This is a genomic window from Stenotrophomonas sp. 05N423 (assembly GCF_056397145.1).
The window spans coordinates 308501-329995 of sequence record NZ_JBFTMV010000003.1 but is presented as its reverse complement, the minus strand read 5'-3'; the positions used below and the strand labels follow the sequence as shown (position 1 = coordinate 329995).

Genomic DNA, 21495 nt, shown 5'->3' with positions numbered 1-21495 from the left:
ACCCGGTTCCCGCGCATGTTCCACGCTTCATCGGCTTCGATTCAACATCCCGACGTTACGGACCCGATGCCCTTAAGGAGGGCTTTATGAGCAATGGCAATGGTGTGACGGCGACCGTTTCCCAGGTTGCCGAGAACGTGAAGGAAACCGCAGCCCACCTGGGCGACGCGGTGGCCGCCACCGCCGGCGATGCCGTGGCCGCGGTCAAGACCCGCGCGCGCAAGGTCGGGGCCGGCGCAAAAAAGCAGGTCGCCAAGGTGAAGAAAGCCGTCAAGAAAGCCGAGAAGGCCGTCGCCAAGAAAGCGGCCGCCGCGAAGAAGGAAGTAAAAAAGACCGTCTCGAGCGTGCGCCAGAAGCTGGAAGCCGCCAAGGCCAGCGCCAAGGCCGAGGCCGCCGACCTGAAGAAGAAGGGGGCGGGCAAGCGTGCCACCGCCAAGAAGGCCGTCGCCGCTGCCGAGAAGAAGGCGGTGAAGAAGGCCGCATCGGCGAAAAAGACGGTGAAGGCCGCCGAGAAGAAGGTGGCCAAGGCCGTCGGCAAGAAGGCCGCTGCGGTGAAGAAGGCCGTCGGCAAAGTCGAGAAGAAAGTCGCCGGCAAGACCGCCGCCGCGAAGAAGGCGGTGAAGAAGGTCGAGAAGAAGATGGCCGGCAAGGCCGCTTCGGCGAAGAAGACGGTGGCGAAGAAGGCCGCCACCGTGAAGAAGGCGGCGAAGAAGGCCGTCCGCAGCAGGTAGGCCGCACCCGCGTCCCCGTCCGCAGCGGACGGGGACGCCCGCAACCCGCACCACAACGCATAACCAGGACCCGCACCATGGCCGTCAAGATCGACAAGAAAATCAAGGGTTATTCCGTCCTCACTCCGGACGACAAGGCCCGGGAAGCGACGGCCAAGGCTCCGGTCGCACAGGCGCAGGACGATGCCCAGGACAGCAACATCGTGCACATGCACGAGCGCATCGAGCGCCCCGACGTGCTGATCGGCAGCACCTACAAGATCAAGTCGCCGCTGGTGGAGCACGCCTTCTACGTGACCATCAACGACATCGTGCTCAATGCCGGCACCGAGCACGAGCTGCGCCGCCCGTTCGAGATCTTCATCAACTCCAAGTCGATGGAACATTTCCAGTGGATCGTGGCGCTGACCCGCATCATGTCCGCCGTGTTCCGCAAGGGCGGCGACGTCACCTTCATCGTCGACGAGATGAAGGCCGTGTTCGATCCCAAGGGCGGTTACTTCAAGGCTGGCGGCGTGTACATGCCGTCGCTGGTCGCCGAACTGGGCTCCATCGTCGAAGATCACATGAAGTCGATCGGCCTGCTGCACGACCCGGAAATGAGCGCCCACCAGCGCGCGCTGATCGCCGAGAAGCGCAGGCAGTTCGAGGAGCGCTCAAAAAAAAACACTGACGCCGTAGCCGCTGCTCCCGCCAGGCGCGAGGAAGATATCGAAGTCACCGGCGAAGGCACCAGCTTCCCGCCCAGCGCCACCATGTGCCACAAGTGCAGCACCAAGGCACTTGTGGTGATGGATGGCTGTGCGACCTGTCTGAATTGCGGGTACAGCAAGTGCGGGTGAGGGGTTGACTGCCCGCCTGTGATGCGTGGGTGCGGCCGGAGCCGCAGCCCACGGGCATTCCGGAGGATGGATGGAGATCGCTTTCGTTGAAGATGCGGCCGCGATCGCGCGTTGCTACCCGCTCATGGCGACGCTGCGTCCACGCCTTTCGCGCGAGGACTTCCTCTCCGCCCTGCCGCGCATGGCGGTAGAGCAGGGCTACAGGCTGGTCTGCCTCGAAGACGAGGGTGTCCTGCGCGGGTTGGCGGGCATCCGTATCGGTGAATGGCTGCACACGGGGCGTTATCTGGAGATCGAGGACCTGGTCACCGCCGAAGGGCACCGGTCCAAGGGCTACGGCCGTGCGTTGCTGCATTGGGTCGCCGAGCATGCCAGGCGGCAGGGATGTCGCCAGCTGCGTCTGGTTTCCGGGGTGAAGCGTGCCGACGCGCATCGCTTTTACGAGCGCGAGGCCATGACCTTCGAGGCCAAGTATTTCTCGATGGATCTGGCGTGAGCCGGTTGCCCCGCTGACGCGGTCTGCGGGGCGGATCGGTTCCATCGCGGCCTTCTCCCGGTCAGGGCGGAAAGCGGTAGACGGTGTTCAAGCTGCCCGCCAACGCCACCTGAATGCCCGGAGACCGGCAAACCAATGGCAGGGGTGGCGGTTCGCAGGCCGCCTCTAGCATCCCGTCATCGCCCATGCTGGATACCGTCATGCGCATCACTGTTCCTGTCGCGACCTGCCTGCTGCTCGTGTTGTCTGCCTGCACCCCCGCGCAGATGCGCATGCCCGAGGGCTTTGCCGCCGATGCGGCGGCCTACGAGGTGAGTGGTCATTCGCCGCGGCGGTTCAACGAGCCGGTACGGTTCGGGCCATACAGCGCCCTGCAGATGCGCGAGGGTTCGACGTTCTCCTGGCGCGTGCCGCTGCCCGCGTTCGACGTGGGTCGTACGTCCAAGCCCTACGACTACACGATGGTGGCGCGCGGTCAACCGCCGGTGGAAGTGCAGTGCCGCACGCGCGCGTGGACCGCGGGCATGGGCGACGATGCGCACCGGACGACGGTCGACCTGACCGCGATGGCGGGGCCGCTGCTGGCCTGCGGGCTGCGGATGGACGACCACGCCGTGCAGGTACTGGAGGTCGCCCGCGAGGGCAACGGCCTGCGCGGCCGCCTGCAGTCGCCGTGGGGCCGCGAGTACACGGTGCGCGGCGTGTACGGCTACGAGGGAACGCCGGTCACGGGCACGCTGCCGACCGGGTATGTGATCGCCGATGGTGGCACCACGCTCGCCGTGGTCGATGTGCTCAACCGCGGCCGCGTGCATCTGGATCGGCGGCTCGACGGCGACCAGCGCGTCTACTTCGCCGCGGCCGCGGCCGCGCTGCTGTTGCTGGATCCCGAGCTGGGGGAATGACAGGGGAGGGTCGCTGTGCGGCGCCGGGAGAGCCCGCGTCGCGCCGATGCCTCGGAAGGGTTACGGCCGCTTCTGCAGGAACAGCCAGTCGCGCCAGGCCGTGCCCGGTTGGATGTCGGCGGGCGGACTGTGGGCGAGGCCTTCGTATTCGCGGAGCCGGATACGCCGTCCGCCGGCTTTCCGGATGGCGGCGAAGAAACGCCGGTCGGCGGTGATCGGGTTTTCGTCGTCCGCGTTGCCGTGGAAGACGAGGACGGGCAGCGTCCTGAACACGGGGGCGCGGCTGTCCGCCGGTGCGATGCCGGAGATGGGCGCGATGGCGGCGAACAGTGCGGGATCCAGCGTCGGCGCCAGCCAGGCTGCCGATCCACCCATCGAGAATCCGGTGGCATAGATCTGCGAGGGATCGACCGGGTGCTTCGACGCGAACGCGCGCACCAGCTCAATGGCCGCGACCAGCGCGGGCGAGGCTTCGGAGTGCTGGTCGGGCGACGCCGGGCCATAGTTCGCGCTGCGGATCGGGAACTGCGGCACCAGGACATAGGCCTGGTAGCGTTCGCGCAGATCGGGCAGGGCCCAGCTCCTGGCGAGCGGGTCGAGCTGGCGGGCGTTGTCCGTGCCGATGCCGCCCGAGCCGTGGAACTGGACGACAAGGGGATAGCTGCGCCCTTCCTGCAGGCGTGAGGGGCGCAGTACCCGATAGGGCAGGACCGTCCCGTCGGAGGCGGTGAAGGTTCCCGCGTCGAACTGGCCGGCATCGACCGACGCGGAAACGTCCGCTGCCATCGGTGCGATGCCCGCGACATGCTCCATCGGGGAGCTGGCCTGGACGCACCCGGCGGCCAGCAGGCACAGGCAGGCGAGGGGGCGGATCGTTTTTCGCATGGGAATTTCCGGTGGAGGCCTGCGCGGCGGGTTGAACGCGGGTGCTGCCTCCAGCGGCAGGCGCAGGGTGGCGGGGCGCGGCGATTGTAGGCCGTAGCCACCGCATGGCCGCCTGTGCCGGCCTGGACATTTTTCTATGGCAGCCACTCAACGGATCTGCATCCGCGGGCGTCTCCCGCAGGCAGGCTCATGCGGACGGCGGGTCGATGTTCTGCCCGATCCGCCACAGCACGCCGCTGGGGTCGGTCAGCACGAAATCGCGGATCGCCCACGGCCGGTCTTCCGGTGGAAGCGTGCGTACGCCGTAGCGCTCGGCCAATCGCTGCGCCTGCACCTGCAGCCACCACGACTCCACGTCGGCGACGAGCATGTGCATCATGAAGTTGCCGGCATGCTCGGCTACGTAGAACTTCTGCAGCAGGAAGCTGCAATCGCCGGCATGCAGGTAGGCCAGGTCGTCCGACGACCAGGGCACGCTGAAGCCCAGGTCGCGGTAGAAGCGCAGAGAAAGATCCATGTCGCGCGCCGGCACGAAGGCCTTGATCTCGATGGTTTCCAGGTTCACGGGGCATTCCTGCCGAGGGGCGGGCCAATCCTGCCGCATCATCCCGCTTCTTTCCAACGTCATGGTCCGGCGCTGTTTCCGCTCCGCAGGACGGCTGCATTCGAGTGCGACGAAAGAAAGGGTGACTTTGGACCTGCTTGATCCGTGGGCCGGTCAGGGGGAGGCTGCAGGGCATCGCATTCCGGCGATGCCATGAGTCGGACGTGGAGGTTGTTCATGAAAATTCGACGCAGGTGGCTATGCGTGCTTGCCGCCCTGTTGCCGTTGCTGGCGTCGCCGCTGGCGGCCTTGGCGCAGGCGCAATGCCCCGACCGCTCAAGTGATGCGCCGGCGCGCGCGATCATCGCCGACCTCGGGCATATCGTCTCGCCCGATGGCGTGCAGGAAGACTATGCGGCGAAGATCGGTGGCATCGAGCAATGGGTGAACGTGCGCGGGCAGGACCGCGACAATCCGCTGCTGCTGTTCGTGCATGGCGGGCCGGCGTCGCCGGCCATCCCCACGCTGTGGCAGTTCCAGCGGCCGCTGGAGGAATACTTCACCGTCGTCAACTACGACCAGCGTGGCGCCGGCAGGACGCTGCTGCTCAACCCGCGGGAAGAGGTGGCCGGCACGCTGCGCATCCAGCGCTACGTGGACGACGCCATCGAACTGGCCGACTACCTGCGCAAGCGCTACCACAAGCGCAAGCTGGTGCTGGTCGGCCACAGCTGGGGCACGGTGGTGGCGATGCAGGCGGCCCTGCAGCGCCCGGACCTGTTCCATGCCTATGTCGGCATCGGCCAGGTGATCGACGTGCGCACCAACGAACGGATCAGTTTCGACTATGGCCTGCGCACCGCACGCGAGCGCGGCAATGCGGAGGCGGTGCGCGAGATGGAATCCATCGCGCCGTACCCGGGCGACAAGCCGATCACCCGCGAGCGCATCGTCATCGCCCGCAAGTGGCCGCAGTACTACGGTGGGCTCAGTGCCTACCGCAGTGAATCCGGCTACTTTTTCCAAGGGCCGAGGCTGTCGCCGGACTACGACGATGCCGCACGCTGCGCGATCGATGCCGGCAGCATGTTCACGCTGGGGCGGCTGCTGGACGAGTTCCTGCAGGTGGACTACAGCGGCGTGAAGGAATTTCCCATCCCGGTGCTGATGTTCATGGGGCGCCACGACTACACCACGCCCTCGGAACCGACTGCCGCCTGGCTGGCGCAGGTGCGTGCGCCCTACAAGAAGGGTGTCTGGTTCGAGCACTCCGCGCACATGATGCCGTGGGAAGAGCCGGGCAAGACCCTGGTCAGCCTGCTGCAGTACGTGCGTCCGCTGGCGGTGGCCGGAGAAATGGAGGGCCGCTGACCGCACCGGATGGAACCGCCTCACATTTCCGTGCACGGTACGGATGGCCGCCCGCGGTTGCGGGCTATGATCGCTGCCATCTCGACGGAAAGGAGCACCGCATGGCAATGGCAAGGCGATATGGCGTGCTGGGATTGGCAGGGGCGATGGTCGTGCTGGCGGCATGCCGTGCGCCAGACGACGCGCCGGCGGCCACGGCGCCGTCGACTACCCCGGATGCGCCGGCGGCGGTTGCGGAGCCGGACACGACGGCAGCGCATGCACCGGTCGGCGCCGATGCCACGCACGCCTGCATGATTGCCGGCGAATTCCATCTCCTCGGCCAGGTCATCCGTTCCCGCGATTGCGTGCAGACGGCGGGCGCGACCACCGAGGCGCAGCTCAAGCGCGTATGCGAAGGCCTGGCCCAGACCTCGGCGCAGATGGGCGGCAAGGCCGGCGACATCACCTACATGGATGCGTGTCCTTCGCCATCGCAGGGCAGTTGCCGCGGCCTGTTCGGCCAGGATCTCGACGGCTATTACTACGAGCGCTCGGCCGACGACCTGGCCGGGTTGCCGGCCAGCTGCGCGCAGGGAGGCGGCACCTGGATGGCGGATTGACATACCGCCGCCGGGGCGCGGCGCAGGGCCGGCCGGAGGTTGTGCCGGCTGGCCGCGGTGGCCGGATTCAGTGGTCGGCGTCCCAGCCGCGCGCGGTTTCGCGCACGAAGTCCGCATAGCTGCGCGGCGCGTGGCCGAGCAGGTCCGCCAGTGCCGCGACGTCGGCCGCGCTGGCCGGCGATCCTTGTTCCTGGAAACCACGGAACATCAGGCGCAGGTCGTAGGCGAAACTGGCCGGCACGTGCTGCGCCATCAGCGTTTCGAACGCATCCAGATCGTCGCCGCCGTAGGCGATGGTGCGGCCGAGCGCGGCGCTCCAGAGGGTAGTGATGCTTTCAGCGGTCAGGTTGTCCGGGCCGACCACGTCGTGGCAGACCAGCGGCAGCGGTTCGGCGCTGGCCTCGCGGCGCAGCAGTTCGCGGGCGGCGAGTTCGGCGATGTCGCGCGTATCGACGTAGGCCATGCCGCGGTGCCCGACCGGATGGCCGTAGACGCCGTGGTCGAGCGCCGGCTTCTGCCGCAGGTCGTTCTGCATGAAGAACGCAGGGCGCAGGAGGGTGGCCGGCAGGTCGAGCCGGCGGATCATGCGCTCGACGATGAGCTTGCAGGCGAAGTGCGGTACATCCGGATGCAGGTCGCACTGGTACACCGACAGATAGACGATGCCGCGCACGCCGGCCTCGCGCGCCAGGTTCAGCGCCGTCATCGTCTGGTGCAGCTCGTCGCCGACGTTCGGCGCCAGCAGGAACAGGGTCGAGACGCCCGCCAGTACGGCGCGCATGCGTCCGATATCGCCGAGTTCGCCCTGCACGGTGGCCACGCCATCGGGGAAGCCGGCCTGTGCCGGCGAACGGGTGAGCGCGCGCACGTCGGCGCCCTGCGCGGCGAGCAGGCGGACGATCTCGCGCCCGGTGTGCCCGGTACTGCCGGTGATGAGGATGGTCATGCGGGGGATCTCCTGTATTTCTTCCGTCGCGCGGCGGTGCGGACACGATCCGGCGCCGTGGCGGCGCCTGCAGTACGTCCGGCTTGACCGGAGTGGCGCGCGGCAGAATATTGGTCGCGACGATCCACGTGAAGTACGCACCTGCCGGTAAGTGCCATGGACAAACGGGAAGAGGACAGGGAAACGCTGACCGCGCGCGTCCGCCGCGGCGATCTGTTCACTGGCGACGGCAACTGCCGTTCGCGCGACGTGTTCGCGCACGTGACCAGCCTGTGGGGCGTGTTGTGCCTCATCGCGCTGCGCGACGGCACCCAGCGCTACAGCGAGCTGCGGCGCAAGGCCAACGGCGTCAGCGAAAAGATGCTGACCCAGACATTGAAGCGACTGGAAGCCGACGGCTTCGTCCGTCGCACCGCCCATCCGGTGATGCCGCCGCGGGTGGACTACGACCTGACCGCGCTGGGCCAGGAGGTCGCCGCGCACGTGGCGGCGCTGGCTGACTGGTTCGAGCTGAACCTGCCAAGGATCAAGCGCGCGTCGAAGGCCGGCCAGTCCGCGCCGGCTTGCAAGCCGGGCACGCGCGCCGCAGATTGACGCCATCGCCAACCAGGGAGCGCACCCATGCGGGGTCTCGATTTCAGTTCGTGGCAAGCCGTGCTTTCAACGCTGCTGGGGCTGATGATCATCACCCTGGTAGGCGTGGGCATCCGCCTGCTGGTGATGCAGACGCTGCAGCAGCGACGCGAACGCGAGAACCGGCAGATCAACGAGCGCCTGCGCACGCTGATCGCCGCCTACAAGACGCTGGGCGGCTCGTTCACCGGCGAACTCGGCGTGGACCCGAAGCATCTGCGCGACCTGCGCGGGCAGGAAGGCGCAGAGGCACTTGCCGCCACGGCGTCGGACCGCTCCCGGCGCATCCGCGACGCAGTGGAAGCGGCGCTGTCGGACATCCTGCTGCTGGGCACCGACGAGCAGGTGCGGCTGGCCGCGCATGCCGCCGCCGAACTGGCGCAGGGCCGCCCGGTGCATACCGATGCGCTGGTGGTGTCGCTGCGCGATTTCATCCGCCAGGCGCTGGACCTGGCGCCGATTCCCCGCGATCTGGCGATTCCGCGGCAGGGGCCGACGCGCCCGGCTGCCGGCGCGGCCAAGGGGCGCAAGGACGAGGGCAACGCCAAGGGGGGCAAGGGCGGTGGCGGCGGCATGGGGGCGATGGGCGGCGGCATGGGTGCGGGCATGGCGCTGGGTGCGCGCGGTGGCGAGGACCACGACCGCGACGCGTGACATGAACGGGCGCGCCGCGATTGCGTTGGCAATGCGCTTCGCGCAAGCTCTGGGCTCCCTCAATCCTGGTGGCCGTCCATGCAAGACAACATCATCCAGATCATGCCCGCCGCCGGCTGGGTTGCCGTGTTCGACGAAGACGGCGAGGAGAGCGCGCAGGGCGTGGTGTGCTTCGCGCTGGTGGAAAGCGCGATGAAACGCGAGGTGCGGGCGATGATCGCCGACGGCGCGCAGATCGGCTTCGCCGACGCGCTGCCCAACTTCGTGCGCGTGCAGGAACTGGATGCGTTCGAGGAGGAGGACGACGAAGACGAGGAAGAAGAGGACGAGGAAGAAGACGAGGCGTGATCCCGGCTCTGGCCTCTGTTCCCGGTTGCGCGGTGGGCCGCCCTGGTGGCCGTCCCCGCTGATGCCGGTGTTTTCCGGCACGGAGAAGTGCATGTTCGACGAGGCTTTCGCCTATAAACGCTGGGCGATGCGGCGCACGCTGGAAGCGATAGGCGCCATGGATGCGCAGGCATTTCCTTCAGGCGTCGCGTTCGCGCGTCAGCAGCTGAACCATGTCGTGATCGTGGAAGAGCTGTTCCGCGCGCGCCTGCAGGGCGACGCGGCGCCGCATGCGGCCACCAACACCGCCGAGGTGCCGGCGTTCGAGGAACTGGCCGCGCGGCTGGAGGCCTCGGACCAGTGGTATGCCGGCCACCTGGCCGGCATGGCGCCGGAGCAGTGGGACCAGGCGTTGCGCTTCCGCTTCGCCGACGGCCGCGAGGGCTGCATGACGCGGCGGGAGATCCTGTTCCACATCCTCAACCATTCCACCTATCACCGCGGCGCCATCGGCCATGCGCTGGATCTGGCGCGGGTGCCGCATCCGGCCGACACCTGGACCGTGTTCATCCACGAGACCCAGCCGCAGCGGCGCGAAGGCGCCTTGCCCGGCGCGGCCCGGGATGCGGGCATGCAGGCGAAGCGGTAAGGTACGCGCCCGCACGCCGCCGCGCCGGTGGCACGACACACGTACATGCTGACCGATCCATTCGACAGGGAGCATCTCTGGCATCCCTACAGCGCGCTGGGCCAGGCGCAGCCGGCGCTGAAGGTGGCGCGCGCCGACGGCGTGCTGCTGGAACTGGCCGACGGCACCCGGCTGATCGACGGCATGGCCTCGTGGTGGTGCGCGATCCACGGCTACAACCATGCGGTGTTGAACCAGGCGGCCATCGACCAGCTCGGGCGCATGTCGCACGTGATGTTCGGCGGACTCACCCACGAGCCGGCCATCGCCCTGGGCAAACAGCTGCTGGCGATGGTGCCGCAGCCACTGGATGCGATCTTCTATGCCGACTCCGGCTCGGTGTCGGTGGAAGTGGCGCTGAAGATGGCGATCCAGTACCAGGCCGCGCGCGGCCGGCCCGGCCGCCACAACATCGCCACCACGCGCTCGGGTTACCACGGCGATACCTGGAACGCGATGTCGGTGTGCGACCCGGTCACCGGCATGCACGGCCTGTTCGGCGCGGCACTGCCGTCGCGCCGCTTCGTGCCGGCGCCCGTCACGCCGTTCGACGGCGTGTGGGACGCGGCCGACAGCGCGCCGCTCGAACGCCTGTTCGCCGGGCACGGTGACGAACTGGCCGCCTTCATCATCGAGCCGGTGGTGCAGGGCGCCGGCGGCATGCGCTTCTACCACCCGCAATACCTGCGCGAACTGGCGCGGCTGTGCCGCGAACACGACGTGTTGCTGATCTGCGACGAGATCGCCACAGGCTTCGGCCGCAGCGGCCGCCTGTTCGCCTGCGAGCATGCCGGCATTGCCCCGGACATCCTGTGCATCGGCAAGGCGCTGACCGGCGGCTACCTGACCCTGGCCGCGACGATCACCCGCCGCGACATCGCCGACACGATCGCGTCCGGCGAGGCGGGTGTGTTCATGCACGGGCCGACCTTCATGGCCAATCCGCTGGCCTGTGCGGTGGCGCTGGCCTCCACCCGGCTGCTGCTGGCGCAGGATTGGCAGGGCAACGTGCAGCGTATCGAACGTCTCCTGCGCGAACGGCTGGCGCCGGCGCGCACGCTGCCGCGGGTGGCCGACGTGCGCGTGCTCGGCGCCATCGGCGTGATCGAGCTGACCGCGCCGCTGCGGCTGGAACGCATCCAGCAGCGCATGCTGGAGCAGGGCATCTGGATTCGCCCGTTCGGGCGGCTGGTGTACGTGATGCCGCCCTACGTGATCGATGACGAACAATTGAGCCAGCTGTGCGACGGCATGGTCGCGCTGGTGGAAGGGCTGCAGGACGAGGACATGCGTGCATGAGCGGCGAGGCGATTTTCGTAGGCGGCATCGACACCGAGATCGGCAAGACCGTGGTGACCGGCTGGCTGGCACGGCAGTGGATCGAACAGGGCCGCGAGGTGATCACCCAGAAGCTGGTGCAGACCGGCTGCGTCGGCGCGTCGGACGACATCCTGCTGCACCGGCGGCTGATGGGCTGCGGCCTGTTCGACGAGGACCGCGACGGCACCACCATGCCGGCGCTCTATGCCTACCCGGCCTCGCCGCACCTGGCGGCGAAGCTGGAAGGCCGCGCGCTGGACCTGGACGCCATCGCCGAAGCCACCGCGCGCCTGCGCGCGCGCCATGACACGGTGCTGGTGGAAGGTGCCGGCGGGCTGATGGTGCCATTGACGACGGAACTGCTGACCATCGACTACGTGGCGCGGCAGGGCTGGCCGGTGATCCTGGTCACCTCCGGGCGCCTGGGCAGCATCAACCACACCCTGCTGTCGCTGGAAGCCATCGCCGCGCGCGGCATCGCGTTGCACGGCATCGCCTGGAACAGCCGCGACGACGGCAGCGACGAAGTCATCGCCGCTGAAAGCCGCCGCTACATCCGCGAGTGGATGCAGGCGCGCTTCCCGCAGGCGCGCTGGTACGACGTGCCGGTACTGATGCTGGAGTGAGCGTCCGCTCCCCACAGGTGCGGGGCTTGCCCGGCACGCTCCTGCCACCCCGCACGCTCCTGCCGCAATTCACGGGAAAGCCCGATGCCGGGCGAGCCTGGCATCTACGCGGGTGTGCTGCCATGGTTGTTGGCCGGATTGCCCGCGTCGCGCATTGCCCCGTGCGGGCGTCGCCGGGTGGGCTGTTCGCGGATTGCGTCGTGCGGCAGGAGCGCGATGGCGCCGTGCCGCTGCTTCACTCGCTCCTGCCTCCGTTCCCGTTCTCCAGCCGGTACGCGAGCACGTAGTCGCCGGGGCGTGTGCCGATCGAACCGTGGCCGCCGGCCACCAGCAGCACCATCTGCCGGCCCTGGCTGTCCAGGAAGGTCATCGGCGTGGCCTGGCCGCCGGCTGGAATGCGCACGTTCCACAGCACCTTGCCGCTGGTCAGATCGTAGGCGCGGAAGTTGTCGTCCACCGCCGCGGCCAGGAAGGCGACGCCGCCGGCAGTCAGCAGCGGGCCGCCGATGCCGGGCACGCCCAGGCGTATCGGCACCGGCACCGGCGAGAGATCGCGGATGCTGCCGTTGCGGTACTGGTAGGCGACCTTGCCGGTGCGCAGATCGGCGGCGGCGACGGTGCCCCACGGCGGTACCTGGCAGGGCACGCCCAGCGGCGACAGGAATGGCTTGAGTTCCACCGCGTATTCGGCGCCCTTGTTCTCGTTCAGGCCATGCTCGCCGGTGTTCATTGCCTGTCCGTCGAGCTGCGCCTTGGGCACCAGGGTGGAGACGAACGCCAGATAGGTCGGCATGCCGAACATCGCCTGTCGTTGCGGATCCACCGCCACGCCGCCCCAGTTGAAGGTGCCGAAATTGCCGGGGTAGATCAGCGAGCCGCGCAGCGACGGCGGGGTGTAGCGGCCCTCGTAGCGCAGGCGGCGGAACTGGATGCGGCACAGCATCTGGTCGAGCAGGCTGGCGCCCCACATGTCGGCTTCGCGCAGCGGCGGCGGTTCGAAGCTCAACGCCGAATAGGGCTGCCGTGCGGCCACGACCTGGCCGGGAATCTCCGTACCCTGCGGTGCTGCGCGCTCGTCCACCGGCAGCAGCGGGCGGCCGTCACGGCGGTCGAGCACGTACACGTCGCCCTGCTTGGTCGGCACCACCAGCGCCGGCGTGCGTCCCTGCGGCAGGTCCAGGTCCAGCAGCGACGGCTGCGCCGGCGTATCCATGTCCCACAGGTCGTGGTGCACGAACTGGCGTACCCAGCGCACCTGGCCGCTGGCCAGGTCCAGGGCGACCACCGAGGAGGCGTACTTCTCCTCGGCCGGACTGCGGTACATGCCGAGCTGGTCCGGCGTGCGGTTGCCCATCGCGAAATACGCCAGGCCCAGCGCCTCGTCGGCGCTGGCCACCGCCCAGCTGTTGGGCGAACTGGCGGTATAGACCTGCGTCGGGTCGGCCGGGTCCAGCGGCGCCGTCTGTGTCGGGTTGCCCGAGTCCCAGTTCCACAGCAGCCTGCCGCTGCGCGCGTCGTAGGCCCGGATCACGCCGGACGGCGAGTCCACCGCATAGTTGTCGTTGACCGCGCCGGCCACGATCACCTTGCCGGCGGCGACCAGCGGCGGCGAGGTCGAGTAGTAGTAGCCGGCCTGCCTGAACGGCATGTTGTGGGTCAGGTCGAGCACGCCGTGCTCGCCGAAGTCCTCGCAGTGGCGGCCGGTGGCCGCGTCCAGCGCGTGCAGCCGGGCATCGGCGCTGGCCAGGAAGATGCGCGTCGCGCAGGTGCCGTCACCCGCAGAGGCGGTGTTTCCGCCAGCTGGCGCGGCGAACCAGGACAGCCCGCGGCAGGTCTGGTGCTGGCGTTGCGGTTCCATGCCCGCGCCCGGGTCGAAACGCCAGCGTTCCTTGCCGGTATCGGCATCCAGCGCCAGCGCCCAGCTGTGCGGCGTGCACAGGTACAGCGTGTCGCCGATCTTCAGCGGCGTGGCTTCGTAAGTGGTCTCGCCCACGTCCTGCGGCAGGCGCACATCGCCGGTGCGCATCTGCCAGGCCAGCTGCAGCCGTTCGACGTTGGCCGCGGTGATCTGCGTCAACGGTGAATAGCGCTGGCCGTAATCGCTGCGGCCGTAGGTGCTCCAATCGCCGGCCGGGGGCGTGTTGTCGCCCAGCGCGGGCACGCCGGCGACGGCGGCTGTCGGCAGGGTGCCGTGGATCTCGTGCAGGTGGCGCGGAATGCCGGCCAGCGCCACCACCGCCAGCAGCAGCGACGCGCCCAGTACCGGCCAGCCGGCCGGGCCGGTGTAGCCATGGGGCCCCGAGCGGCGCGCTGCGGGCAAGGCCAGCAGCAGTCCGAGCAGCACCGGCACGCCCAGCCGGGTCGCCAGTGGCCACCAGTACAGCCCGGCTTCCCACAGCGACCAGGCCAGCAGCACCAGCAGCCATGCCGCATACAGCCAACTCGCCCAGCGCCGGTGGCGCCACAGGCCCCAGGTCACCCACAGCAGCGCCAGCCCGCTGAGCAGGTAGAACGCGCTGCCGCGCAGCGCCAGCAGCCAGCCCCCGCCGACGGCCAGCGCCAGGCCGAACAGCAGGAACAGGCACAACGTCATCACGCGCATGGCGCACCCGCATGGCACGGAAGGTGCGGCCATCGTGCACGCGGCCATGTCTGCGTCGCGTCATGCGCTGTCTGCGCGCGGCGGGGCGCCGGAAGCAGGCGCTGCGTGCCGCGTGGCTTGAAAATACGGGCTGCCGTCGCCATATCGCTGGATCGAACAATGATCCAAGAGAGGGCTCATGGAAGCCATCACGACTGGAATGGTCCAGTGCATGAAGTGCAATACGGTGTATCAACCCGCGATCAAGGTACTGGAGAGCGTCTGCCCGATGTGCCTGTCGATCAAGACCGCGCCTGTGCCGGTCGAACAGGCGCGCAGCGCCCCGGCCACCCTGCGCTGAGCCGCCTCCAGGCTGCATCCCGCGCGGGCCAGGTCATCGACCTGGCCTTTTCATTGCGCCAGGCCGGGCGGTCTATTCGCCCTGGTACTGCTTTTCCTCGACCAGCGCCGAGCCGGCGACGCGGTTGATCTCGTTCTTGACCGCCACGCGCTCGCCGTTGGTGCCGTAGACGCCACGCGCCAAGGTGATGAATTCGGCGCCGAAATCCTGCGCGGTTTCCTTGGCGCGCAACGCGTCCTGGATGTCCCACATGCGTTCGTTGATCGCCTTGAGCTGCTGCTTGAGCGCGGCCAGCTCCGGGCGCGAGGCCTGTTGCTGCAGCCACAGCGGCCACAGGCCATCCAGCTCGGTGCGCACGTTGCCCAGCTTGGACGCATCGGCGATGCGTTCGGCCTTGATTTCGAGGATGGTGATCTTGTCGATCAGTTCGCCGATCGATACCGGGGTAAGGAGGGTCTGCACGCGCATGCTGCCGAGAAAGGTTGGAGGCCATGATACCGCCCCCGCCGCGATGGCCTCCGGGATGGCGGGGAAGGTTGCCGATGAACCGGTGCTGGTGGCGCCGCGCCACGGCCGCGCACAATGCCGCTTCCCGCTTCCATGGAGATCGCGATGCCGATGCGCCCTACCTTGCGCCTGCTTGCCGCCACGCTGCTGTGCGCGGGTTCCGCCTTTGCCGCCGGCGCCGCCGACCTGTCGCGCCTGCAAGGCGCCTGGCAACTTCAATCGGGCGAATCCATCGATGGCGACGGCGCACGCGTGGACTACGCCAGCCGCGGCCTGGCCGGCACCAAGGTGCTCGCCGACGGCCGCTTCGCCTTCACCACCACCAGCAACGGTACGTTCTGGGCCGGCGGTTCGGGCACCTACGAGGGCGATGGTTCGCGCTACGTGGAGCAGCCGCTGATGGCGTCCTATCCGCTCGAAAGCGGCGGCAGCTATGAATTCCGCTACACGCTGGAAGGCGATATATGGACGCTGGAGCGCTGGGACGGCGGGCGCCGCGTCGAGCGCGAGGTGTGGAAGCGGGTGGGCCGCTGAGGGCGGGGCAGCGCCCCGCTCCACGGGATCAGGCCTGCTCGAGCTGCGGCGGGAAGCCGGCTTCATCCAGCGCACTGGTGAAACGTTCGGCCGGCTGCGCCGATTCGATGCGCACGCGCCTGGCGCTCAGGTCGATCTCGATCGCGGCGGCCGGGTCCACCTCCTTGACCGTGGCGGTGACGCTGCGCGCGCAGCCGCCGCAGGTCATGTTCTCGATATGCAGGTTCATGGCGGTTTCTCCTTGAGGGGAGGGCAGTCTGGGGCCTGCCACGGTGGCAAGGTCAACAGGCCGGGAACTGGGGACAGGAACCAGGGACATGGTGAAGGCAAAAGCCGAGGGCATGCGCCCTCACTGCGTTTCCAGTTTCTACTTGCTGCCCCCTTGACCTTCCCATGATGGGAAGCTTCAAGATGCCGCCATCATGGACAAACCCAGGTGAGCCGGCGATGAGCCAGAACAGCCAGAATCCCGCCCGCGATGGCGGACAGACGCAGGATCTTGCCGTCGTGGGCATGACCTGCGCTTCGTGCGTGGGCCGGGTGGAACGCGCGCTGGCCGCCGTGCCTGGCGTAGCCAGCGCCGCGGTGAACCTGGCCACCGGCCGCGCCACCGTCCATGGCGATGGCGTGGACAGGCAGGCGCTGGTGCGGGCGGTGGAGAAGGCCGGCTACGAGGTACCGGCGCCGGCGCCGCTGGAACTGGGCATCGACGGCATGACCTGCGCCTCGTGCGTGGGTCGCGTCGAGCGCGCGTTGGACAAGGTGCCCGGCGTGCAGTCGGCCAGCGTCAACCTCGCCACCGGCCGCGCGCAGGTGCAGGGCGAAGCTGCGCTGGATCCGGCCGCGCTGATCGCCGCGGTCGCCAGGGCCGGTTACGAGGCGCACGTGCTGGAAGCTGCCGTGGACGGCGACCGCGAAGCGCAGCGCCGCGAAGAAGAGCTGCGCGGGCTCAGGCGCGACCTGCTGCTGGCCGCGGCGCTGACCCTGCCGGTATTCGTGCTGGAGATGGGCGCGCACCTGGTGCCGGCCTTCCACGCGTTCATCGCCGCCACGCTGGGCATGCACAACAGCTGGCTGCTGCAGTTCGCGCTGACCACGCTGGTGCTGGCGATCCCGGGCCGCCGCTTCTACCGCGCCGGCATTCCCGCGCTGCTGCGCGCCGCGCCGGACATGAACTCGCTGGTCGCGGTCGGCACGCTGGCCGCCTACGGCTTCTCGCTGGTGGCGACCTTCCTGCCGCGGCTCCTGCCGGCCGGCACCGTCAACGTGTACTACGAAGCGGCGGCGGTCATCGTCACCCTGATCCTGCTCGGGCGCATGCTCGAAGCGCGCGCCAAGGGCCGCACCTCCGAAGCGATCAGGCGCCTGCTCAAGCTGCAGGCCAGGACTGCGCGCGTGCGCCGCGATGGCGGCGCGGTGGAGGTGCCGCTGGCGCAGGTGGCGGCCGGCGATGTGATCGACGTGCGCCCCGGCGAGCGCATCGCCGTCGATGGCGAGGTGGTCGATGGCGACAGCTACGTGGACGAATCGATGATCACCGGCGAACCGGTGCCGGTGGCCAAGGCGACCGGTGCCCGCGTGGTCGGCGGCACCGTCAACCAGACCGGCGCGCTTGGCGTGCGCGCCACCGCCGTCGGCGGCGCCACCGTGCTGGCGCAGATCATCCGCATGGTGGAACAGGCGCAGGGCGCCAAGCTGCCGATCCAGGCGCGGGTGGACCGGATCACGATGTGGTTCGTGCCGGTGGTGATGGGTCTGGCGCTGCTGACCTTCGCGGCGTGGTGGCTGTTCGGCCCGTCGCCGGCGCTGACCTTCGCCCTGGTCAACGCGGTGGCGGTGCTGATCATCGCCTGCCCGTGTGCGATGGGCCTGGCGACGCCGACCTCGATCATGGTCGGCACCGGCCGCGGCGCCGAGCTGGGCGTGCTGTTCCGCAAGGGCGAGGCGCTGCAGCTGCTGAAGGAAGCGGCGGTGGTGGCGGTGGACAAGACCGGCACGCTGACCGAAGGGCGCCCCGTGTTGACCGACCTGCATGTCGCCGACGGTTTCGCCAGCGAACACGTGCTGGCACAGGTGGCGGCGGTGGAGGAGCGCTCCGAACATCCCATCGCCCGCGCCATCGTCAGCGCCGCGCGGGAAGCCGGGCATGCGCGGCCGCAGGTGCAGGCCTTCGAATCGGTTACCGGCTACGGCGTGCGTGCGCAGGTGGACGGCGCATGCGTGGAAGTGGGCGCGGACCGCTTCATGCACTCGCTCGGCCTGGATGTGGCGCCGTTCGCCGCCGTCGCCGCGCGGCTCGGCGAGGAAGGCAAGACGCCGCTGTATGCCGCCATCGATGGCGTGCTGGCCGCGATCATCGCCGTTTCCGATCCGATCAAGGCCGACACCGCCGCGGCCATCGCCAGCCTGCATGCGTTGGGGCTGAAGGTGGCGATGATCACCGGCGACAACCGTCGCACCGCCGAGGCCATCGCGCGCCAGCTGGGCATCGACGAGGTCGTGGCCGAGGTGCTGCCCGAGGGCAAGGTCGATGCGGTGAACCGGCTGAAGGCCGGACATGGCCGCCTGGCCTACGTCGGCGATGGCATCAACGACGCGCCGGCGCTGGCCGCGGCCGACGTCGGCATGGCCATCGGCACCGGTACCGACGTGGCGATCGAGGCCGCCGACGTGGTGCTGATGTCCGGCAGCCTGCAGGGCGTGCCCAACGCCATCGCCCTGAGCCAGGCGACAATGCGCAACATCGGCCAGAACCTGTTCTGGGCGTTCGCCTACAACACCGCGCTGATCCCGGTGGCGGCTGGCCTGCTGTATCCAGTGTGGGGCGTGCTGCTGTCGCCGGTGTTCGCCGCCGGTGCGATGGCGCTGTCCTCGGTGTTCGTACTGGGCAACGCGCTGCGGCTGCGGCGCTTCACCGCGGCGAATCCATAGCCCGGCAGGGCAATCAGGCTTCCCGGCAAGGTTCCGGCGGGACAAACCCCGCCGCTGCGAGGAGAAAGTGATGGAAGACGCCATGAACATCGGCCAGGCGGCCAAGGCCACCGGCATCTCGGCCAAGATGATCCGCTATTACGAGGACAGCGGCCTGATCGGCCCGGTGGCACGCACCGGATCCGGCTACCGCGTCTATGGGCCGCGCGACATCCACACGCTGGGTTTCATCAAGCGCTCGCGCGATATGGGCTTCAGCGTGGAGCGCATCGGCGAACTGCTGCAGTTGTGGCGCGACCGTTCGCGCCACAGCGCCGACGTCAAGCGCATGGCGCTGGAACACGTGGCGGTGCTGCAGCAACGCATCGCCGAACTGCAGGACATGGTGACCACGGTCCGCACCCTGGCCGACTGCTGCGCCGGCGACGAGCGGCCGGACTGCCCCATCCTCAGCGACATCGCCACCGGCGCGCCCCTGCACCACCAGGCCGGCGCGAAAAGGTTGGCGAAAGGAAAGCCGCGGCAGAACGCGCGCGTGCCAGAAAACGCCTGAATAAAAGCCAAAAAACGCCGTCCAGGGGAAACGGCGACTTCAGGAAGGATTGAGGTGGATAACGGAAAAATTACATCCGGACGCAGGCAGCCGACGCGCTGCCGCGCCACCAGACAGTAATTCCTGAAGGTGTACCCCCATGAAGATTTCCCTGATTGCCCTGGCCCTGGCGGCCGCCCTCCCGTTCGCCGCTTCCGCTGCCGACAACCTTTCCTACAATTACGTCGAAGGCGATTACGTCAAGACCGACATCTCCGGTCCCGATGCCGACGGCTGGGCGCTGAAGGGCTCCTGGGCTTTCCACCCGAACTTCCACGTGTTCGGTGATTTCACCCAGCAGAAGGTCGACCACGTCGACGCCAAGTACGACCAGTGGCGCATCGGCGCCGGCTACAACCGCGCCATCGCATCGGGCACCGACCTGGTCGCTCGCGTGGCCTACCAGAAGCTCGACCCGCACCACAGCAACCTGGACTTCGACGGCTACAACGCCGAAGTGGGCCTGCGCAACGCGTTCGGCGAGCACGTCGAGGTGTATGCCTTCGCCGGTTACCAGGACTACACGAAGAAGCACGGCGTCAACCCGGATGGCGCGTTCTACGGCCGCCTGGGTGGCCAGGTGAAGTTGAACCAGAACTGGGGCATCAACGGCGACATCAAGATGGACCGCCACGGCGACAAGGAATGGTCGGTCGGCCCGCGCTTCAGCTGGTAAACGGCCCGCGAACGGCGACATGCGAAAAGCCCGGCGATGCCGGGCTTTTTGCTGGGTGCCTGTGATGTGCGGCGCGGAACCTGTCGCGGCCGATGCCGCTCCCGCAAAGGGGCGGGGTTTACGCGGTGCGCAGGCGCGCGGTCAGGCCCTTGAGGAAATTGCGCAGCAGCTGGTCGCCGCAGGGCCGGTAGTTCTTGTGGTCCGGCTGGCGGAACAGCGCCGACAGCTCCGGCTTGGACAGCGGGAAGCCGGCCGCGGCGAAGACCTCGTGCATGTCCACGTCCTTGAGCTGGAAGGCGACGCGCAGCTTCTTCAGCACCAGGTTGTTGGTGATGCGCGTTTCCGGCGCGCGCTGCGGCTGCGATTCGTCGCGGCCGCGGAAGTGGAGGATCAGGCCGTCGAGGAAGCGCGCCAGCGCCGCATCCGGGCAGGCTTCGAACAGCGGCTCGTCGTCGCGGCGCAGGAAGTCGTGCACCTGCGCCTGGTCCACGTCGAACGCCGGGTCGGCCAGGTGGATCAGGTCCACCACGTGCTTGTCGCCCAGGTCGAGCATGTAGCGGATGCTGCGCAGTACGTCGTTGTTGATCATCACCACTCCGGAACGGCCGCGGCGCGACTGCCCGGCAAGGCGCACAGTGTAACGCCGCCGCCGGGGGCGGCCGGTACAATCCGGGTGATCCATCCCCCGGAACCGCCATGCACACTCCCGCCTACGCCGCGTTCTCCGCCGGCGCGCCGCTGCAGCCGCTGGCCATCGAGCGCCGCGCGCTGCGGCCGGATGACGTGGCCATCGACATCCTGTACTGCGGCGTCTGCCACTCGGACCTGCACCAGGTGCGCAACGACTGGGGCGGCTCGCGCTATCCGATGGTGCCGGGCCACGAGATCATCGGCCGGGTCAGTGCGGTTGGCAGCGCGGTCGCGCGGCTGAAGGTGGGCGATCCGGTTGGCATCGGCTGCATGGTCGACAGCTGCCAGGCGTGCGACCAGTGCGCGCACGGCGAGGAACAGTTCTGCCGGCAAGGGCCGACCATGACCTACAACGGCCGCGACCGCATCAGCGGCCAGACCACGCGGGGCGGCTATTCGCGGATGATCGTGGTGCGCGAGGAATTCGCCATCGGCCTGTCGCCGACGCTGGACCTGGCGCGCGCGGCGCCGCTGCTGTGCGCCGGCATCACCACCTGGTCGCCGCTGCGCCATTACGGCGCCGGCCCCGGCACGCGATTGGGCGTGGTCGGCCTGGGTGGACTGGGGCACATGGCGGTCAAGCTCGGCGTGGCGCTGGGCTGCGAGGTCACCCTGGTGACCGGCAGCGCGGCCAAGGCCGACGACGCGCGCGCGCTCGGCGCCCATCGCGTGCTGCTGTCGCGCGACGTCGAGGCGATGAAGGCGGCGGCTTCGTCGATGGACCTGATCATCGACACGGTGCCGGTGGCGCACGAACTCGACCCCTATGTGCGCCTGCTCGACGTGGAGGGCCGCATCGTCGTGGTCGGCGCGCTGGAGCAGATGCCGGTCAACGCCGCGGCGCTGATGCGCGGCCGCCGGCAGGTGTCCGGCTCGCTGATCGGCGGCATAGCGCAGACCCGCGAACTGCTGGAGTTCTGCGCCGCGCGCGGCGTCTATCCGGACTGCGAGTCGATCCCGATCCAGCGCATCGACGACGCCTTCGCGCGCATGGAGCGCTCGGACGTGAAATACCGCTTCGTCATCGACATGGCCTCGCTGGCCGACGCCTGA

General features: G+C 68.8%; 25 protein-coding genes. 18 read left to right on the top strand and 7 right to left on the bottom strand.

Going from position 1 to position 21495, the window contains the following annotated elements:
- The first annotated feature begins 86 nt into the window (after nucleotides 1–86).
- The 4 genes from AC1DGW_RS07935 to AC1DGW_RS07920 all read left to right on the top strand — a co-directional run bounded on the left by AC1DGW_RS07935 (nucleotide 87) and on the right by AC1DGW_RS07920 (nucleotide 2974).
- On the top strand, nucleotides 87–731 hold the full coding sequence (locus tag AC1DGW_RS07935; RefSeq protein ID WP_478021316.1) for a hypothetical protein: 645 nt from the start codon (nucleotides 87–89) through the stop codon (nucleotides 729–731).
- 77 nt (nucleotides 732–808) lie between these two features.
- The gene (locus AC1DGW_RS07930) at nucleotides 809–1573 is read left to right on the top strand and encodes a TSCPD domain-containing protein (protein ID WP_478021313.1); all 765 of its coding nucleotides are present in this window, start codon (nucleotides 809–811) and stop codon (nucleotides 1571–1573) included.
- Between the two features lie 70 nt (nucleotides 1574–1643).
- Nucleotides 1644–2069: a GNAT family N-acetyltransferase gene (locus tag AC1DGW_RS07925; protein WP_478021309.1), complete on the top strand. Its 426-nt coding sequence runs from the start codon at nucleotides 1644–1646 to the stop codon at nucleotides 2067–2069.
- A gap of 200 nt (nucleotides 2070–2269) precedes the next feature.
- Complete coding sequence (locus tag AC1DGW_RS07920; protein ID WP_478021307.1) at nucleotides 2270–2974, top strand: hypothetical protein; 705 nt, start codon at nucleotides 2270–2272, stop codon at nucleotides 2972–2974.
- Nucleotides 2975–3034: 60 nt separating this feature from the next.
- Here the strand turns inward: AC1DGW_RS07920 and AC1DGW_RS07915 are convergent, their stop codons facing one another.
- Both AC1DGW_RS07915 and AC1DGW_RS07910 read right to left on the bottom strand, forming a co-directional pair.
- On the bottom strand, nucleotides 3035–3859 hold the full coding sequence (locus tag AC1DGW_RS07915; protein WP_478021305.1) for a carboxylesterase family protein: 825 nt from the start codon (nucleotides 3857–3859) through the stop codon (nucleotides 3035–3037).
- A 187-nt stretch (nucleotides 3860–4046) separates the two neighbouring features.
- The gene (locus AC1DGW_RS07910; RefSeq protein ID WP_478021302.1) at nucleotides 4047–4424 is read right to left on the bottom strand and encodes a VOC family protein; all 378 of its coding nucleotides are present in this window, start codon (nucleotides 4422–4424) and stop codon (nucleotides 4047–4049) included.
- A 216-nt stretch (nucleotides 4425–4640) separates the two neighbouring features.
- Between AC1DGW_RS07910 and AC1DGW_RS07905 the strand changes: the two genes are divergently transcribed.
- Entirely contained in the window at nucleotides 4641–5774 is a 1134-nt protein-coding gene (locus AC1DGW_RS07905) for an alpha/beta hydrolase (protein ID WP_478021300.1), read from the top strand.
- A 101-nt stretch (nucleotides 5775–5875) separates the two neighbouring features.
- Nucleotides 5876–6376 carry a hypothetical protein gene (locus tag AC1DGW_RS07900; RefSeq protein ID WP_478021298.1) on the top strand — a complete coding sequence of 167 codons (501 nt, stop codon included), beginning with the start codon at nucleotides 5876–5878 and terminating at the stop codon, nucleotides 6374–6376.
- A 67-nt stretch (nucleotides 6377–6443) separates the two neighbouring features.
- On the opposite strand, the gene AC1DGW_RS07895 is transcribed toward AC1DGW_RS07900, so the two are convergent.
- Nucleotides 6444–7322 (bottom strand): SDR family oxidoreductase, encoded by an 879-nt coding sequence (locus AC1DGW_RS07895; RefSeq protein WP_478021296.1) that lies wholly within the window; start codon nucleotides 7320–7322, stop codon nucleotides 6444–6446.
- 156 nt (nucleotides 7323–7478) lie between these two features.
- On the opposite strand from AC1DGW_RS07895, the gene AC1DGW_RS07890 reads away from it, so the two are divergent.
- The 6 genes from AC1DGW_RS07890 (at nucleotide 7479) to bioD (ending at nucleotide 11570) form a co-directional block, all read left to right on the top strand.
- Complete coding sequence (locus AC1DGW_RS07890; protein WP_478021294.1) at nucleotides 7479–7916, top strand: winged helix-turn-helix transcriptional regulator; 438 nt, start codon at nucleotides 7479–7481, stop codon at nucleotides 7914–7916.
- 27 nt (nucleotides 7917–7943) lie between these two features.
- On the top strand, nucleotides 7944–8609 hold the full coding sequence (locus AC1DGW_RS07885) for a hypothetical protein (RefSeq protein ID WP_478021291.1): 666 nt from the start codon (nucleotides 7944–7946) through the stop codon (nucleotides 8607–8609).
- 78 nt (nucleotides 8610–8687) lie between these two features.
- Nucleotides 8688–8957 (top strand): hypothetical protein, encoded by a 270-nt coding sequence (locus AC1DGW_RS07880; protein ID WP_478021286.1) that lies wholly within the window; start codon nucleotides 8688–8690, stop codon nucleotides 8955–8957.
- A 91-nt stretch (nucleotides 8958–9048) separates the two neighbouring features.
- On the top strand, nucleotides 9049–9585 hold the full coding sequence (locus tag AC1DGW_RS07875; RefSeq protein ID WP_478021284.1) for a DinB family protein: 537 nt from the start codon (nucleotides 9049–9051) through the stop codon (nucleotides 9583–9585).
- Between the two features lie 45 nt (nucleotides 9586–9630).
- Complete coding sequence (gene bioA, locus AC1DGW_RS07870) at nucleotides 9631–10923, top strand: adenosylmethionine--8-amino-7-oxononanoate transaminase (protein ID WP_478021282.1); 1293 nt, start codon at nucleotides 9631–9633, stop codon at nucleotides 10921–10923.
- The gene (bioD, locus tag AC1DGW_RS07865) at nucleotides 10920–11570 is read left to right on the top strand and encodes a dethiobiotin synthase (RefSeq protein ID WP_478021281.1); all 651 of its coding nucleotides are present in this window, start codon (nucleotides 10920–10922) and stop codon (nucleotides 11568–11570) included. The genes bioA and bioD overlap by 4 nt, the downstream gene beginning before the upstream one ends.
- A gap of 235 nt (nucleotides 11571–11805) precedes the next feature.
- Here the strand turns inward: bioD and AC1DGW_RS07860 are convergent, their stop codons facing one another.
- Entirely contained in the window at nucleotides 11806–14172 is a 2367-nt protein-coding gene (locus AC1DGW_RS07860) for a membrane-bound PQQ-dependent dehydrogenase, glucose/quinate/shikimate family (protein WP_478021280.1), read from the bottom strand.
- Nucleotides 14173–14383: 211 nt separating this feature from the next.
- Here AC1DGW_RS07860 and AC1DGW_RS07855 point away from each other — a divergent pair, with 211 nt between their 5' ends.
- Nucleotides 14384–14512, top strand: a complete 129-nt coding sequence (locus AC1DGW_RS07855; protein WP_478021279.1) for a hypothetical protein — start codon at nucleotides 14384–14386, stop codon at nucleotides 14510–14512.
- A 72-nt stretch (nucleotides 14513–14584) separates the two neighbouring features.
- On the opposite strand, the gene AC1DGW_RS07850 is transcribed toward AC1DGW_RS07855, so the two are convergent.
- Nucleotides 14585–14974: a DUF6165 family protein gene (locus AC1DGW_RS07850; RefSeq protein ID WP_478021278.1), complete on the bottom strand. Its 390-nt coding sequence runs from the start codon at nucleotides 14972–14974 to the stop codon at nucleotides 14585–14587.
- A 150-nt stretch (nucleotides 14975–15124) separates the two neighbouring features.
- On the opposite strand from AC1DGW_RS07850, the gene AC1DGW_RS07845 reads away from it, so the two are divergent.
- The gene (locus AC1DGW_RS07845; protein ID WP_478021276.1) at nucleotides 15125–15553 is read left to right on the top strand and encodes a hypothetical protein; all 429 of its coding nucleotides are present in this window, start codon (nucleotides 15125–15127) and stop codon (nucleotides 15551–15553) included.
- A 28-nt stretch (nucleotides 15554–15581) separates the two neighbouring features.
- Here AC1DGW_RS07845 and AC1DGW_RS07840 read toward each other — a convergent pair whose 3' ends face one another.
- A complete protein-coding gene (locus tag AC1DGW_RS07840; protein ID WP_478021274.1) occupies nucleotides 15582–15782 on the bottom strand; it encodes a heavy-metal-associated domain-containing protein in 201 nt (66 codons plus the stop codon).
- Nucleotides 15783–16000: 218 nt separating this feature from the next.
- Here AC1DGW_RS07840 and AC1DGW_RS07835 point away from each other — a divergent pair, with 218 nt between their 5' ends.
- The 3 genes from AC1DGW_RS07835 (at nucleotide 16001) to AC1DGW_RS07825 (ending at nucleotide 19752) form a co-directional block, all read left to right on the top strand.
- Complete coding sequence (locus AC1DGW_RS07835) at nucleotides 16001–18484, top strand: heavy metal translocating P-type ATPase (protein ID WP_478021272.1); 2484 nt, start codon at nucleotides 16001–16003, stop codon at nucleotides 18482–18484.
- Between the two features lie 82 nt (nucleotides 18485–18566).
- On the top strand, nucleotides 18567–19037 hold the full coding sequence (gene cueR / locus AC1DGW_RS07830; RefSeq protein WP_478021270.1) for a Cu(I)-responsive transcriptional regulator: 471 nt from the start codon (nucleotides 18567–18569) through the stop codon (nucleotides 19035–19037).
- Between the two features lie 139 nt (nucleotides 19038–19176).
- Nucleotides 19177–19752, top strand: coding sequence for an OmpO family porin (locus AC1DGW_RS07825; protein ID WP_478021268.1), 576 nt, complete (start codon nucleotides 19177–19179; stop codon nucleotides 19750–19752).
- A 118-nt stretch (nucleotides 19753–19870) separates the two neighbouring features.
- Here the strand turns inward: AC1DGW_RS07825 and AC1DGW_RS07820 are convergent, their stop codons facing one another.
- Complete coding sequence (locus AC1DGW_RS07820; RefSeq protein WP_478021266.1) at nucleotides 19871–20341, bottom strand: YehS family protein; 471 nt, start codon at nucleotides 20339–20341, stop codon at nucleotides 19871–19873.
- Between the two features lie 107 nt (nucleotides 20342–20448).
- Between AC1DGW_RS07820 and AC1DGW_RS07815 the strand changes: the two genes are divergently transcribed.
- Complete coding sequence (locus AC1DGW_RS07815; RefSeq protein WP_478021264.1) at nucleotides 20449–21495, top strand: NAD(P)-dependent alcohol dehydrogenase; 1047 nt, start codon at nucleotides 20449–20451, stop codon at nucleotides 21493–21495.

Coding starts and splice junctions, on each gene's coding strand:
- AC1DGW_RS07880 (WP_478021286.1), top strand. CDS start 8,688: ATGCAAGACAACATCATCCAGATCATGCCCGCCGCCGGCTGGGTTGCC.
- AC1DGW_RS07855 (WP_478021279.1), top strand. CDS start 14,384: ATGAAGTGCAATACGGTGTATCAACCCGCGATCAAGGTACTGGAGAGC.
- bioA (WP_478021282.1), top strand. CDS start 9,631: ATGCTGACCGATCCATTCGACAGGGAGCATCTCTGGCATCCCTACAGC.
- AC1DGW_RS07895 (WP_478021296.1), bottom strand. CDS start 7,322: ATGACCATCCTCATCACCGGCAGTACCGGGCACACCGGGCGCGAGATC.
- AC1DGW_RS07905 (WP_478021300.1), top strand. CDS start 4,641: ATGAAAATTCGACGCAGGTGGCTATGCGTGCTTGCCGCCCTGTTGCCG.
- AC1DGW_RS07815 (WP_478021264.1), top strand. CDS start 20,449: ATGCACACTCCCGCCTACGCCGCGTTCTCCGCCGGCGCGCCGCTGCAG.
- AC1DGW_RS07845 (WP_478021276.1), top strand. CDS start 15,125: ATGCCGATGCGCCCTACCTTGCGCCTGCTTGCCGCCACGCTGCTGTGC.
- AC1DGW_RS07875 (WP_478021284.1), top strand. CDS start 9,049: ATGTTCGACGAGGCTTTCGCCTATAAACGCTGGGCGATGCGGCGCACG.
- AC1DGW_RS07915 (WP_478021305.1), bottom strand. CDS start 3,859: ATGCGAAAAACGATCCGCCCCCTCGCCTGCCTGTGCCTGCTGGCCGCC.
- AC1DGW_RS07820 (WP_478021266.1), bottom strand. CDS start 20,341: ATGATCAACAACGACGTACTGCGCAGCATCCGCTACATGCTCGACCTG.
- AC1DGW_RS07860 (WP_478021280.1), bottom strand. CDS start 14,172: ATGCGCGTGATGACGTTGTGCCTGTTCCTGCTGTTCGGCCTGGCGCTG.
- AC1DGW_RS07835 (WP_478021272.1), top strand. CDS start 16,001: ATGAGCCAGAACAGCCAGAATCCCGCCCGCGATGGCGGACAGACGCAG.
- AC1DGW_RS07825 (WP_478021268.1), top strand. CDS start 19,177: ATGAAGATTTCCCTGATTGCCCTGGCCCTGGCGGCCGCCCTCCCGTTC.
- AC1DGW_RS07935 (WP_478021316.1), top strand. CDS start 87: ATGAGCAATGGCAATGGTGTGACGGCGACCGTTTCCCAGGTTGCCGAG.
- AC1DGW_RS07885 (WP_478021291.1), top strand. CDS start 7,944: ATGCGGGGTCTCGATTTCAGTTCGTGGCAAGCCGTGCTTTCAACGCTG.
- AC1DGW_RS07840 (WP_478021274.1), bottom strand. CDS start 15,782: ATGAACCTGCATATCGAGAACATGACCTGCGGCGGCTGCGCGCGCAGC.
- bioD (WP_478021281.1), top strand. CDS start 10,920: ATGAGCGGCGAGGCGATTTTCGTAGGCGGCATCGACACCGAGATCGGC.
- AC1DGW_RS07920 (WP_478021307.1), top strand. CDS start 2,270: ATGCGCATCACTGTTCCTGTCGCGACCTGCCTGCTGCTCGTGTTGTCT.
- AC1DGW_RS07890 (WP_478021294.1), top strand. CDS start 7,479: ATGGACAAACGGGAAGAGGACAGGGAAACGCTGACCGCGCGCGTCCGC.
- AC1DGW_RS07930 (WP_478021313.1), top strand. CDS start 809: ATGGCCGTCAAGATCGACAAGAAAATCAAGGGTTATTCCGTCCTCACT.
- AC1DGW_RS07925 (WP_478021309.1), top strand. CDS start 1,644: ATGGAGATCGCTTTCGTTGAAGATGCGGCCGCGATCGCGCGTTGCTAC.
- AC1DGW_RS07900 (WP_478021298.1), top strand. CDS start 5,876: ATGGCAATGGCAAGGCGATATGGCGTGCTGGGATTGGCAGGGGCGATG.
- cueR (WP_478021270.1), top strand. CDS start 18,567: ATGAACATCGGCCAGGCGGCCAAGGCCACCGGCATCTCGGCCAAGATG.